The sequence below is a fragment of the Streptomyces sp. NPDC005281 genome, from assembly GCF_040607495.1.
Classification (GTDB): domain Bacteria; phylum Actinomycetota; class Actinomycetes; order Streptomycetales; family Streptomycetaceae; genus Streptomyces.
Genome location: NZ_JBEXGX010000017.1, coordinates 20,193 through 33,731, shown reverse-complemented (window position 1 = coordinate 33,731; position 13,539 = coordinate 20,193). Strand labels below are relative to the sequence as shown.

The window sequence follows — 13,539 nt, the reverse complement described above, 5'->3', positions numbered from 1 at the left end:
TCCGAGTAGAGCGGGGAGCGCGACGAGCGCGGTTCACGGGGACGACACGGGGGCCGGCGGCGGAGCGGGGGCGAGCCGCAGCGAGAGGACGTAGGAGACCACCACCGCGACAATCACGAGCGGCATCACGGTGAGGCCCTGCGTTCCCAGCAGCAGAGTGGCCAGCAGGACCGCGGTCATCGGCAGCTTCAGCATCGCCACGCACATCGCCCCGACACCCATCGCGAAGCCGGACGTCACGTCCAGTCCGGGCAGATGGGCCATGGCGAGTCCGCCGGCCGCTCCCACGAACATCGACGGGAAGACGGGGCCGCCGCGGAAGCTGCTGAGCGAAAGGCTGTAGGCGACGGCCTTGCAGACCACCAGGACCATCAGGGTGCCGACTGTGTAGCCGGCCTGACCGGCCAGCAGCGGGCTCAGCGCGTTCTGGCCGGAGTACAGCACCTCTGATGCGTCGTTGCCCGTCCCTTCGGCGTACACCAGCGCGGCCACTCCCACGAGCGTCCCGGTCAGTACCGTGACCACCACCCGCCGCCGTTCGACCCGGGCCTGCAGGAAGAGGGCCGACCGGTGGATCCCGGCGCCGAGGAGGGCCGAGGCGACGCCGATGACGAGTGCCCAGCCGAAGCCGGCGATGTCGGGGCGGTCGGCATGCGGCACATGACCGAGGACCAGCGAGTACGTCCCCAGGCCCGTCCACGAATCCAGACCGGTGAAGATCAGCGCGCCCACCCCGGCCGCGAGCAGGCCCGGTGCCAGAACGACCCCCATCATCGTGCCACCGAGGCCGGCCGCCTCCATCAGGAGGAACGCCCCGAGCAGCGGCGAGCCGAGCAGAGTGCTCACGGCCGCGAAACTCCCCGCTGCCCCCAGCACAGTGCTCGCGCCCGGCTGGATGTCACGCTTCACGGACCGGACGGCGAACACCGCCAGGCCGCCGCCGAGCGCGATGAGGGGCGCTTCGGGCCCGATCACCGCCCCGGCCGCCAGCGAGGCCACCGCGGCGAGTGCGATCCCGGGGAGTTCCGCCGCCGACGGCGCTCCCTTCGAGACCAGCCCCTCGGCCGGTTTGTGTCCGCCCTCGCCCGGCAGATACCGGATCGCCAGCGCCACCAGCAGTCCGGCCACGGTGAGCAGCGGGATCGGCCACCACGAAGGCGTCCCGGCGAAACCGAGCCCCCTGGGCAGGTCGGTGTAGGTCAGCGACTGAAGTTCGGAGACGAGCGCGAGGAAGCCGAACGCCGCCGCTGAGATCGGAATGCCGAGAAGCGCTGTCATGACGAGCAGCACGGCGTACCCGCGTGAGCGGACCACTGTGAGGGGATCGGGCGGAGCCGGGGCGGACGGCCCGATGGGGGTGGCTGACACGCTCATCGTCTCGTCAGCCGCCGGTGGCGAAGCCGGGGAAGAGGGTCATCCCGCCGTCGACGAACAGGGTCGTGCCCACGACGTAGTCCATGAGGTCCGAGGCCAGTACCGTCACCGCGGCGGCGATGTCGGCGGTGTCGCCGACCCTGCGGTAGGGGATCAGTTTGAGCAGTTCGGCTTCCGCCTCGGGGGTCTCCCAGGCGCTGCGGTTGATCGGGGTCTTGATGGCACCGGGGGCGACCGCGTTGACCCGGACTCCGTGCGGGCCCAGTTCCTGTGCCAGGGTCTGCATGAGCATGAGGACGCCGCCCTTGGACGCGGCGTAGTTCAGATGGCCGGACCACGGAATGATCTGGTGCACGGAACTCATGCAGATGATCTTTCCGGCGGAGCGGGAGACCTCCGGCACGACACCGCGCCGCAGGAACTCCTTGGTCGCCTCCCTGGCGCACAGGAACTGGCCGGTGAGGTTGACGTCGATGACCTTGTGCCACTGCTCGACGGTCATCTCCGTCACCGGCGCGTCCCGTTGCAGGCCCGCGTTGGCCACCAGGATGTCGATCGTGCCGAACTCCTCCATCATGCGCGCGAACATCCCGACGACCTGACGTTCGTCGGACACGTCCGCCTCGCACGCGAAGGCCCGTACGCCGAAGCCCTGGATCTGCCGGACCACGTCCTCGGCGGCTTCCTGCCCGTGGACGTAGTTGACGACGACGTCGGCGCCCGCCTGGCCCAGTGCGACCGCCGTCGCCAGTCCGATGCCGGAGTTCGCCCCGGTCACCAGGGCTTTCTGACCCTTCAGCAACGGCAGCGCCGCCAGCTGCGCACCTGTCTCCGTGCCTGAGGTCACTGCCGTCTCCCGTCGCTCGCCGAACTTCGGTACCGAGGCACAACATTCCTCGGCCTTCGGCCCGTGCGCGGGCCGAAGGGTCGCCCCACCCGCCCATCCGGGCAGGGATTGCCCCCCAACGGCCCAGCGCGGGCTCGTCTCATCCGTCGGAGGAGATCCGCCGGCGGAAGACGTGGTAGGTCCAGCCCTGGTAGCAGAGGACGACGGGGAGCAGGACGAGGGCGACCACGGTCATGACCTTGAGCGCGTAGGGGCCGGACGCGGTGTTGTGGACGGTCAGGTCGTAGGCGCTTCCCGTGCTGGAGACCATGACTCTGGGGTAGAGCTCGGTGAAGAGCGACGCCACGGTTCCGGCGATGGCGAGAGTGGTGGCGCTGAAAGCCCAGCCGTCGTGGCCGCCGCTGATCAGCCAGGCCGCTGCGGCGACGGCCAGGACGGTGGCGAGTTCGGCGAGGTTGAGCAGGATGCCGCCGCTCGCGAGCGAGCGGGTCCAGAAGACGTAGGCGAGGGCCACCAGGCCGGCGGGCAGGACGGTGAGCCGGGCCAGTCGGCGGGCCTTGTCGCGGATGTCCCCGCTGGTCTTCAGTGAGAGGAAGGTCGCGCCGTGCAGGAGGCAGAGCACGGTGAGAGTGATCCCGGTGAAGACGCCGTAGCCGGTGAACAGGTCGGCGAAGGTGCCCGTGTACTCCTGGTCGTGGCCGATGGGGATGCCGTGCAGCAGGTCACCGAGGGCGATGCCGAGCACCAGGGGCACGGTCACGCTGCTCGCGGTCAGCAAGGCCGTCCAGTTCCGCCGCCATCGCGCGCTGTCGACGCGGCCGCGGTACTCGATGGCGATGCCGCGGACGATGAGTCCGGCCAGCAGGAGCACGAGAGCGAGGTAGAAGCCGGAGAACAGGGTGGCGTACCAGCCCGGGAAGGCGGCGAACATCGCGGCGCCGGCGGTGACCAGCCAGACCTCGTTGCCGTCCCACACCGGTCCGATGGTGTGCAGCACGGCCTGGCGTTTCGATTCGTCGCGGGAGAGCAGTCCGTGGAGCATGCCGACCCCGAAGTCGAAGCCCTCCAGAACGAAGAAGCCCGTCCACAGCACGGTGACAAGGATGAACCAGAGGGTGGTGAATGCCATCGCGGGCCTTCCGGCGGCTCGGGACCTCAGTAGGTCATCTCGGGGGCGGGCTGGTCGTCCTGATGCAGGGGGCCGGTGCCCTTGCGTGTGTGGCGTGTCATCAGCACGGCGGCGATCACGGCCATCGCGGCGTAGAGGAGGAAGAAGGCCACGATGCTGATGGCGACCTCGGCGGTGCTGACGGAGGAGGAGACGCCGTTCTTCGTCAACTGGAGGCCTTGCACGATCCAGGGCTGGCGTCCGTTCTCGGTGAGGAGCCAGCCGGAGGTGTTGATGAGGAACGGCAGCAGCACGGCCCACACCGCCGCGGTCAGGAACCAGTGTGAGCGGGTGAGCCGTTCGCGCCGCAGCAGCCACAGACCCCACACTCCGAGGAGGAGGGCGAGCGAGGCGAGGTAGGCCATGACGCGCATCGCCCAGTACTGGATGAAGACGTTGGGTACGTAGTCGCCCGGACCGTACGCCTGCTGGTACTGGCTGTTGACCTCGTTGAGGCCGAGGACCTTGCCGTTCCAGTGGTTGGTGGCCAGCAGGGAGAGCAGGTGCGGGATCTCCAGGATCTGTGTGGGCGTCTGGTCGTTGTTGCCCCCGCCGATCTGGAAGAGGGAGAAGGAGCAGGGCTGGCAGGTCTTCCACTGAGCCTCGGCCGCCGCGATCTTCATCGGCTGGTACTTGCCCTCGGTGACGCCGAGTTCACTGCCCACGAGCATGGCGAACAGCAGGGCCGGTACGAGGATGAACAGCGACAGGCGGGCTGACAGCCGGAACCCCGAGGCCGCCTCCTTCCCTGCGTCCGGGGCGCCCTCGTCCCCGACCTCGGCCTGAACCTCGGTCCGGACCTGGGTGGCCTTGTCCTCGGCGCGGCCCTTGTCTTCGCCCTCGCCGTCTCGGAGGACCTTGCGCAGATGCCAGGCGGACACGGAGAGCATGACCATCGAGCCGGTGACCAGCGCGGCCAGCAGGACGTGCAGGTAGCCGCGAAGGAAGACGGGGTTGGTGAACAGGGCCCATACGTCATCGAGCTGCGGGCGGCCGGTGGACGGGTCGATCTTGTAGCCGACCGGGTGCTGCATCCACGAGTTCGCGGCCATGATGAACAGCGCCGACAGCGCGCTGCCGGCCGCCACCGCCCAGATGGTCGCCAGGTGGACGCGCCGGGACAGTTTGTCCCAGCCGAAGATCCACAGGCCGAGGAACGTCGACTCCAGGAAGAACGCGGCGAGGCCTTCCATCGCCAGGGGCGCCCCGAACACGTCACCGACCGTGCGGGAGTAGCCCGACCAGTCCATACCGAACTGGAACTCCTGGACCAGGCCGGTCACCACTCCGACGGCGACGTTGATCACCAGCAGGGTCCCGAAGAACCGTGTCAGCCGCAGGTACGCGACCTGCCCTCCTCGGTACCAGGCGGTCTGGAGCAGGGCCGTCAGCAGGCTCAGCCCGATCGTCACCGGGACGAACAGGAAGTGGTAGATCGACGTCATCGCGAACTGCAGCCGCGCCAAGTCCAGCTGGCTCATCTGCCCTCATCCATCGGATCGCACCGCAACGTCAGCTGATTCGACCGCCCGGACAGACGGGTTCCCCGCCAGTCGACGAACCGTGCTCGTGGAGGGCCATGGCCATCCGTTTGGGGGATTTCCTCCGTCACCCTCGTCGGCCTCCCGGCCGTCAACGTGCTTGCCTGCCAACGTCGCGGAAGCCCGGGTCACCCGGACGGCTTCGCGGCGGTGCGTGCCGTACGCCGGTGTAGTGGATTGGACCTCGACGCAACTGCTGCGTCCCCATGGCCGGTCCGGGTGCGGGCGTACTCGTCGGATGCCCTGAAGGCGGCCCTCGTCCGCGTCGAGTCGGGCGCGGTCGGATTTCAAGATCCCCTGGAGGCGGGGCGCAGGGATGGTGGACGCGCTCGAAATCCCGCGGCACCGAGCGGTGGAACGAGGACGGCCGCCATGACCGATGAGGACATCCTCCTGGGCATCGCCCTGACTGTCGCCCTCGCCACGGGCTCACAGATCCTGGCGAACAAGCTGCGCGTCCCCGCGCTGATCATCCTCTTGCCCGTCGGCTTCACGACGGGCGCGCTGATGGACGTCATCCACCCCGGACGGCTCGTCGGTGCGGACTTCCCCGCGCTGGTCTCGCTGTCCGTCGCCGTGATCCTCTACGACGCGGGTCTGGGGCTGAACCTGCGCAACCTGACCGGCCGTACCCGCTCGACCGTCGTCCGTCTGCTGATCATCGGCATCCTGGTCACCTTCCTCGCCGTCGCCGCCATCGGACCGGCCCTGTTCGGCATCCCGCTGCGGGGGGCCGCGATGATCGGCATGATCCTCGTCGTGTCCGGTCCCACCGTCGTCGGCCCCCTGCTCGAATACGTCCGGCCGACGGACCGGCTGAGGCGCATCCTGATCTGGGAAGGAACACTGACCGACCCGATCGGCGCCATCCTCGGAGCCTGCTGAACCACATCGAGGCGTTCCTGCACGCCGTCGGACGTGCCGGAACCCGCGGCCGGTACGTGCTCGCCGACGACCGTGGCAGGCCACGCGTCGTGCTGCCCGGCCGCCCCTGGGAGAACTACCTGGAACTCGCTGTCACCGAGATCCGCGACTTCGGTGCGACTTCCGTCCAGGTCTGCCGGCGGCTCCGGGCCCTCCTCGAGGGTCTCCTCGCAGCGATGCCGGACGTTTGCGGTCCCGCGATCCGCGCCGAACTCCGCCTTCTCGACGACGCGGTCGAAAGAGAGTTCGGCCACGCCCCCCGTCGCGACGACGCGCGGACGGCCGACCCCCAGGGCATCGGGGGACGGCGCAGACAGGGTGCACCTCGCGACGCCTCACCACAGGGGGAGCCCGGCCCGTAGGGCATCTGCAGGGCGTCCTCACCAAGATCCCGGAAAGCGCCGCCCCATGTGAACGCTCCATCGCCGGTACCGTGTCGTCTTTGGCGGCGAGGTGTATTACTCCGAGCCTTCCTGCCGCGGGCCCCGCGCCTGATCCGCACTCAACTGCTGCACTACCCGGCCGGAGAGCCCCTGGCGAACATCGTGACGAAAGGATCACCCTGAGACGCCTTGAGATCTTGGCGTCCTTGAGCGCGAGAAGAGCCGGTCCAGTGCCAAGGTGCGGTCAGTGCCGCCGGTGGGCCTCGAAGTCTGCCAGGGCGGCCTCTGCCGACTCCACGATCTCCTCCGCGCCGGATGCGGCGTCGATGACCAGCCCGGGCTCTTCCGCTCGCAACGGTTCCAGGTCGGCGAACTGGGAGTCGAGGAGGGAGGCCGGCATGAAGTGTCCGGTCCGCTGCGCGATCCGCGCCCGCGCTGTCTCGGGGTCCAAGGTGAGATGGAGGAACCACACCCCGGCGCCGGCCGTGCCAAGGAGCTGTCGGTAGCGGTATCTGAGCGCCGAGCACGAGATCACGACACCCTCCCCGCATTCCGTCGCAGTTCGAATACGGGCGGCGATGACCCGCAGCCAAGGCGCGCGGTCTTCGTCGGTCAAAGCCTCGTCGGCCGACATCTTCGCCATGTTCGAGGGAGGGTGGAGATCATCACCCTCCACGAAAGGCACACCGCGGCGGCGGGCGAGCAGCTTGCCCAGGGTCGTCTTGCCCGAACCGGAGACGCCCGTCACCACGATGATCGTCGGTGTTACTGCAGATCCGGTCACGATCCTCCTCGCAGTCGTTCACCGAAACCCGGTCCCACCTGGTCCCGACCTCGCAGACCGCCAGGGAAGGACAGCGGCGGAGTCGCGAGGGCCTTCGGTGCCCGGTGCTCAGCCCAGGCGCTCGGCGATGCGGTCTCCGACCCGTAGGGCGTTGGCGATGGCGGTCAGCGACGGGTTCACCGCGCCGATGCTCGGGAAGAAGCTGGTGTCGACGACGTAGAGGTTGTCCAGATCGTGTGCCTTGCAGTCGACGTCGAGGGCCGAGGCCGTCGGGTCGGCGCCGAAGCGCACGGTGCCCGCCTGATGGGCGGTGGCGCCGATCGGCATGCCCTTGTGCAGGTAGAGGCTGTGTGGCAAGAGATGGTGAGGGTGCATGCCGAGGTGGCCGAGCATCTTTCGCAGCTTGTGCTGGAGGCGCTTCAGCCCTTCGGTGTTGTTCTTCTCGTCCAGGGCGAGGTGAATGGCCCCGTCGCCGTCGAGCGTGACGCGGTTGTCGGGGTGAGGGAGATCCTCACCGCAGAGCCAGAAGTCCACCGCGTGATGGGCCAGCAGTTCGAAGGGAAGATCCGGCGAGGCCATGCCGGCCCACCGCGGCGCCTCGCCGTGGATCTGGTCGGAGTCCGACTTGCCGAGCATCTGGATGCCGCCCAGCGGGTAGTCCCAGTCGTCCGCCCCCAGGTACCAGTCGTTCAGAGCAAGAGTCTTCTGGAACTGGGTGTTGTTGGGCTCCTTCGACACCGCCATCAGGGCGAGGTTGTTGTGCCGCATGTAGTGGCGGCCCACCACGCCCGAGCTGTTGGCCAAGCCGTCCGGATGGCCGTCGTTGGCCGAACGCAACAGCAGAGCGGCGGAGTTGACGGCGCCACACGCCACCACCACGATGTCGGCGGAGTACTCCGCGACAGACCCGTCAGCGAGTTCGGCGATGACCTTGTCGACACTGCGGCCGGTCGGGCCGGTCTCCAGCCGGCGAACGTTCGCCCCGGTGACCATCGTGACGTTGGAGTGCTCCAGAGCTGGGTCGACACAGATGACCTGGGCATCGGCCTTGCCCTGCACCAGGCACGGGAATCCGTCGACGCGGTTGCAGCGGATACACACGCTTCCGTGAGCTGCTCCACCATGGGCGTCCTGGGTGAGGTTGACTCCGATCGGCAGGTGGAAGGGGTGCAGGCCCTGCTTCTCCAGGTCGTCGCTGAGCTGTTGGATCCGCAGTTCGTGCCGCACCGGCGGATACGCGTACTGGGCACTGACAGGCCCCTCACCCGGGTCCTCGCCGTGGCGGCCGTGCACCAGGTACAGGTGCTCGGCCTGGGTGTAATAGGGCTCCAGATCCTCGTAACGGATCGGCCAGGCCGGGGAGATGCCGCCGTGGTGACGCAACTCGCCGAAGTCCTCGGGGCGCAGACGGAACAGCGCGGCGCCGTAGAACTTGGTGTTCCCGCCCACGTAGTAGTTCACTTCGGGCGGGAACTCCTCGCCGTGCTTGTCGTACCAGAATTCCGGTGCGCGGTATTTGCCCTTGACGAAGACCGCGGTGGACTCCCAGTTGTCCCGCTCGCGCGGCAGATATCCGCCGCGTTCGAGAATCAGGACACGCTTGCCGGTGGGAGCGAGGCGGTGGGCGAGAGTGCCACCGCCTGCTCCGCTGCCGATGACGATGACGTCGTAATGCTCGGTTCCTGTCATGGGGGCGCCTCGGATCACGGGGGGATGGGTGCGGGCCGGCCGGGACCAGTCGGCTCATGGGTCACAGGATGGCGATGGGATTGACGGGTGAGCCCGTGGCCGCGGGGAGCCGCAGGGGTGCGACGACGCAGAGGAACGACCAGCGGTCCGCCTCCTCGCAGAGCGGCACCAGGTCCTCGAACCGCAGGTAGTCCATGAAGGGCAACCCAAGGGCGTGGATGCCCAGGACGTGGACGGGGAAGTCCACGCCCTCGGTGAGGCTGGGGGCCGTGTCGTTGTTGCCGTCGCCGCCCAGTACGGCAACCCGGCGCTCGGCCAGGAACTCCATGGCGGCCGGGTGCAGGCCGGCCCGGCTGCGCGAGGCATCCCACGGTCCCGCCTCCTCACGTCTGCGGCGGTGGCCGACCCGCACGAGGAGGATGTCCCCCGTCCCGACCCGCACGCCCTGGGCGCCCTCGGCGGCTCTGAGGTCGTCGGCGGTGACGTGGTCGCCGGGCTCCAGCCACGGCACGCCCCGCAGTCGCGGGATGTCGAGCAGCACGCCACGGCCGACGATTCCGTCGTGAAGGAGTTCCACGGACAGTGCCGTGGCACCCTCCGCCGTCACGGTGCTCGCCGGGACGCCGCCGTGCAGCGTGCCGTTGTAGACGACGTGACACAGGGCGTCGAGGTGACTGTCGGCATCGCCGTGAACGTTCATGGCGAAACGGTCGGTGGCGAAGTGCAGCCCCGTGGCCGCCGCCGCGGTCTCCGGGCCGCTGGTGAGCCGGTGGGAGGCCGGGTGCGGATCGTCGGGAGTCACGTCGGTCTCGATCGGAGACGACAGCGACGCCGTCCGGCCCGAGCGGACCTCGGCCGCCGCGGCCAGGACCGTCGCCGGGGTGATGGCGGCCAGCGCCCCGGGGCTGTCCGTGGAGGGCGGAGATCCGGAGGCGTCCGCCCGCTGCCGCAGGCGCGCGTACAGGGCGTCGAAGGCGCCTCGGCTCTGTGCGCGGCGCTCGGCGTTCGGCGCGCCCGGACCCGGCTGCCCGGGCTCCGGCTCAGCCACGCTGCCGGTCAATGGCCTCGTCCAGGGTCGATGCCGCCATGATCAGCGACAGATGGGTGAACGCCTGGGGGAAGTTGCCGAGTTGCTCACCACTCGGGCCGATCTCCTCGGCGAACAGGCCGACATGGTTGGCGTAGGTATGCATCTTCTCGAAGGTGTAGCGGGCCGGACGGATCCGCCCGGCGCGGGCCAGGGCGTCGACGTAGAGGTAGGTGCAGAGGCTGAAGGTCCCTTCCGAGCCGCGGAGACCGTCCGGGGAGGCGGCCGGGTCGTACCGGTACACGAGACTGTCCGACACGAGCTTGCGCTCCATGGCATCCAGGGTGGAGAGCCAGCCGGGGCTCTTCGCGGCGAGAAACCCGACACGCGGGATCAGCAGGAGGGAGGCGTCCAGCACGGCTCCGCCGTAGTGCTGCACCAGGGCCTGCTCGGCCTGGCTCCACCCCTTGTCCATCACCTGTTCGAGGATGTTGTCCCGGGCGTTGCGCCAGCGCGGGATGTCGGCGGGCCGGCTGAGCTCCGTGGCCAGGCGCAGGCTCCGATCGAAGGCGACCCAGCACATCACCCGGCTGAACGTGAAGTCGTTGCGGCCTCCGCGCGTCTCCCAGACGCCCTCGTCCGGACGGTCCCAGTTGTCGGCCAGCCAGTCCAGCGTCCGGGCGAGCCCCTTCCAGCCGTGGAAGCCCAGTTCCTCGCTGACATCCATGCCCTCGGCCATCGCGTAGAGGGCCTCGCCGTAGATGTCGAGCTGCAACTGGTCCGCGGCGGCGTTGCCGGCACGTACGGGCCTGGATCCCCGGTAACCCTCCCAGTGGTCGAGGATCTCCTCGGTCAGGTGCGGGTCCCCGTCCACCCGGTACATGATCTGCAGCCGCTCGCCGGGCAGGTCCGCCCGGTCGCGCATCCGCTCACCCAGCCACTTGGTGAACGCAGACGCCTCCTCGGCGAACCCGAGGTCGAGCAGGGCCCGCACGGAGAGCGATCCGTCTCTCACCCACGAATACCGGTAGTCCCAGTTGCGCTCACCACCGACCTGTTCCGGCAGACCCATGGTGGCGGCAGCGACCGGCGCACCCGTCGGGTGGTAGGTCATGAGCTTGATCGTGATGGCGGAGCGGTTGACCATCTCGGCCCAGCGGCCCCGGTAGTGGGAGGTGTGCAGCCACTTCTGCCAGAAGTCCACCTCACGCCACAACGCCTCTGTCACACCGTCGACCGTGAGCGGAGGCGGCGCCTCGCCGTCGACGGCGCACGTGGTGAACACGGCGACGGCCGACTCGCCGATTCCGAGGGTGACCGCGCCCTTCACGTCCTGCCCGTCCCGGGTCAGCGGAAAGGACGCCTGCAGGTGACCCGCGATCCCGGGTCCTCGGAACACCGCCTCCTGGGGCCGTAGGTCCAGCTCGTGGTCGGCCCGGCCGTAGTCGAACCGCGGCCGGCACTCCAGCAGGAACCGCACGGTTCCGCGCACCACGCGAATCACCCTTATCAAGCTGTGCCGGTCGGTGGGGGTGCGACTGGTGTTCGCGGGCATCCAGTCGATGACCTCACCGACGCCCTCCGGCGACATGAACCTCGTGACCAGCACACCGGTGTCCGGGTAGTAGAGCTGCTTGCACGTGACGTCCGAGTGCTCCGGCGCAAGCCGGAAATACCCGCCGCGGTCGTGATCGAGCAGCGAGGCGAAGACACTCGGCGAGTCGAACCTCGGCGAGCAGAACCAGTTCACCACGCCCTCGGAGGACACCAGGGCGGCGGTCTGCAGGTCGCCCACCAGACCGTGGTTGGCGATGGGGGGATAGCGGTCCATGAGCGTCCAATCGAGGAATTTCCGTCGCGGTCCACTGTCTGACAGGCCTCGTACGGACGCCTCTCGGCGCTCCGGACGGGCGAATCGGGCCATGGACAACGGCCCGCGGTGGCCGCGAGCCCGGATGCTCCGCGCCGCCTGCCTCCATTTCCGTCGCTCCACGGTCAGACGGCACTCCCGGGCGGGCCGTATGGGCGAGTCGGTGTCAGCCCGCCGGCTGGACCGCAACCGTGATCCCGTTCGGATCGAGCGGTCCGCGGTGCTCGCACCGGCCTCCCTCGCTTGACGGCGCCGGGCGACCCGCGCCGCCATGCGGGGTGCCCGGGACAGTTCTACGGTTGAGGGGAAGCACTGCGCTCACAGACGTTCGAAGAACCACCGGCGTCGGTATCGAGGGGCCAGGGCTGAGAGCAGCCTCCCAGCCGGACAAATGATCGGCGCGGTCCACGAAGAGGCCGACGGAGCATGGGGACATGCCCTGACCGTCGTGTTCCCTGGCGCGCCGAGGACCACAGGGGCAGGAATGGAGAGCCTCCGATGCCCAAGCGTGCGAGCACGGCGATGCGTACGTCACCTCACGCGACACCCGCGGAGCGCGAGGCTCTGGGCAAGGAGGCACGTCGCCGCTGTCCGCGGTCGGCGCACGCGGTGTACAAGCCCGGCTCGAAGAGACCGGACCCGCTGGCGATTCTGGAGTTGCAGTCCGCGGCCCGGGTGCAGGAGTTGGTGCCGATCCGGTACAGCCGGATGACCGAGTCCCCGTTCCGGTTCTACCGGGGCGCTGCGGCGATCATGGCGTCCGACCTGGCCGGCAGTCCCGTCTCGGGCATCAACGCTCAGTTGTGCGGAGACGCCCATCTGCTCAACTTCCGGCTGCTGGCCTCGCCCGAGCGGAAGTTGATGTTCGACATCAACGATTTCGACGAGACCCTGCCGGGCCCGTGGGAGTGGGACGTCAAGCGGCTGTCGGCGAGCTTCGTCATCGCCGCCCGGGCCAACGGCTTCGACGACGCCGAGCGTGCCCGGATCGTGAGCGGCACCGTGCGCTCGTACCGCGACGCCATGCGCCGTTTCGCAGGCATGAGCAATCTCGATGTCTGGTACGCGAAGATCGACGCCGAGCGCCTCAAGGACCTCACGACGGACCAGCTCCGCAAGCGTGGGCAGGAGAAGCTGGACCACGCCTTGGCGAAGGCCCGCTCGCGCGACACGGTGCAGGTCTTCGACAAGCTCACGCGCCAGGTCGACGGCCGGCCGGTGATCGCGCCGGATCCCCCGTTGCTCGTGCCCATCACCGATCTGCTGCCGAACGCCGAACGCACCACACTGGAACGCCAGTTCCGGGGACTCATCGAGCGGTACGGAGTCACGCTGCCGTCCGACCGGCGCGCCCTCCTTGACGACTACCAACTGGCGGACGTCGCCCGCAAGGTGGTCGGAGTCGGCAGTGTCGGCACCCGGTGCTGGATCATCCTGCTCCTCGGCCGGGACGGCCGCGACCCGCTCTTCCTGCAGGCCAAGGAGGCCGACACCTCCGTTCTCGCCGACCACGTCGGGGCCAGCCAGTACCGCAACCAGGGCGAACGCGTCGTCGCGGGACAGCGGTTGATGCAGGCGGCGAGCGACATGTTCCTCGGCTGGGAACGCGTGGACGGCGTCGACGGCAAGCGCCGCGACTTCTACGTACGGCAACTGCGGGACTGGAAGGGCATCGCGATGCCGGAGACTATGTCGCCCCTTCAGCTGGAGACCTTCGGAGGCGTCTGCGGCCTCACGCTCGCCCGCGCGCACGCTCGGTCCGGTGATCGGATCGCGATCGCTTCGTACCTGGGTACGAAGGACTCCTTCGACCGGGCTCTCGTCGCGTTCGCGGAGGCGTACGCCGACCAGAACGAGCGCGACCACCAGGCACTCGTCGACGCGGTGCGGGCGGGACGGCTACCCGCGGAGGACGTCCCGTCCGACTGACCA

The 13,539-nt window shown here is 69.1% G+C and carries 11 protein-coding genes; 3 read left to right on the top strand and 8 right to left on the bottom strand.

Translation table 11 applies throughout. The features are described from left to right. Positions 1 to 33 precede the first annotated feature (33 nt). From ABZV42_RS23660 to ABZV42_RS23645, 4 genes are all read right to left on the bottom strand, one after another. Positions 34 to 1,374 carry a chloride channel protein gene (locus ABZV42_RS23660; protein ID WP_356053458.1) on the bottom strand — a complete coding sequence of 447 codons (1,341 nt, stop codon included), beginning with the start codon at positions 1,372 to 1,374 and terminating at the stop codon, positions 34 to 36. A gap of 7 nt (positions 1,375 to 1,381) precedes the next feature. Then, complete coding sequence (locus tag ABZV42_RS23655) at positions 1,382 to 2,221, bottom strand: SDR family oxidoreductase (protein ID WP_356053456.1); 840 nt, start codon at positions 2,219 to 2,221, stop codon at positions 1,382 to 1,384. 139 nt (positions 2,222 to 2,360) lie between these two features. Beyond that, a complete protein-coding gene (gene cydB / locus ABZV42_RS23650; RefSeq protein ID WP_355989782.1) occupies positions 2,361 to 3,350 on the bottom strand; it encodes a cytochrome d ubiquinol oxidase subunit II in 990 nt (329 codons plus the stop codon). A gap of 26 nt (positions 3,351 to 3,376) precedes the next feature. Beyond that, a complete protein-coding gene (locus tag ABZV42_RS23645) occupies positions 3,377 to 4,870 on the bottom strand; it encodes a cytochrome ubiquinol oxidase subunit I (RefSeq protein WP_356053454.1) in 1,494 nt (497 codons plus the stop codon). A 432-nt stretch (positions 4,871 to 5,302) separates the two neighbouring features. On the opposite strand from ABZV42_RS23645, the gene ABZV42_RS23640 reads away from it, so the two are divergent. Further along, complete coding sequence (locus ABZV42_RS23640; RefSeq protein WP_355989788.1) at positions 5,303 to 5,815, top strand: hypothetical protein; 513 nt, start codon at positions 5,303 to 5,305, stop codon at positions 5,813 to 5,815. Positions 5,816 to 5,871: 56 nt separating this feature from the next. Further along, complete coding sequence (locus ABZV42_RS23635; RefSeq protein WP_355989791.1) at positions 5,872 to 6,216, top strand: DUF2254 family protein; 345 nt, start codon at positions 5,872 to 5,874, stop codon at positions 6,214 to 6,216. A gap of 265 nt (positions 6,217 to 6,481) precedes the next feature. On the opposite strand, the gene ABZV42_RS23630 is transcribed toward ABZV42_RS23635, so the two are convergent. The 4 genes from ABZV42_RS23630 to ABZV42_RS23615 all read right to left on the bottom strand — a co-directional run bounded on the left by ABZV42_RS23630 (position 6,482) and on the right by ABZV42_RS23615 (position 11,568). Continuing rightward, positions 6,482 to 7,021 (bottom strand): gluconokinase, encoded by a 540-nt coding sequence (locus ABZV42_RS23630; protein WP_355989794.1) that lies wholly within the window; start codon positions 7,019 to 7,021, stop codon positions 6,482 to 6,484. Positions 7,022 to 7,129: 108 nt separating this feature from the next. Then, positions 7,130 to 8,710 (bottom strand): GMC family oxidoreductase, encoded by a 1,581-nt coding sequence (locus ABZV42_RS23625; RefSeq protein ID WP_356053452.1) that lies wholly within the window; start codon positions 8,708 to 8,710, stop codon positions 7,130 to 7,132. Positions 8,711 to 8,771: 61 nt separating this feature from the next. Next, the gene (locus ABZV42_RS23620) at positions 8,772 to 9,662 is read right to left on the bottom strand and encodes a cyclase family protein (RefSeq protein WP_356053579.1); all 891 of its coding nucleotides are present in this window, start codon (positions 9,660 to 9,662) and stop codon (positions 8,772 to 8,774) included. Between the two features lie 88 nt (positions 9,663 to 9,750). Then, entirely contained in the window at positions 9,751 to 11,568 is a 1,818-nt protein-coding gene (locus ABZV42_RS23615; RefSeq protein ID WP_356053450.1) for a glycoside hydrolase family 15 protein, read from the bottom strand. A gap of 537 nt (positions 11,569 to 12,105) precedes the next feature. Between ABZV42_RS23615 and ABZV42_RS23610 the strand changes: the two genes are divergently transcribed. Further along, a complete protein-coding gene (locus tag ABZV42_RS23610; RefSeq protein ID WP_355989801.1) occupies positions 12,106 to 13,536 on the top strand; it encodes a DUF2252 domain-containing protein in 1,431 nt (476 codons plus the stop codon). Positions 13,537 to 13,539 lie beyond the last annotated feature (3 nt).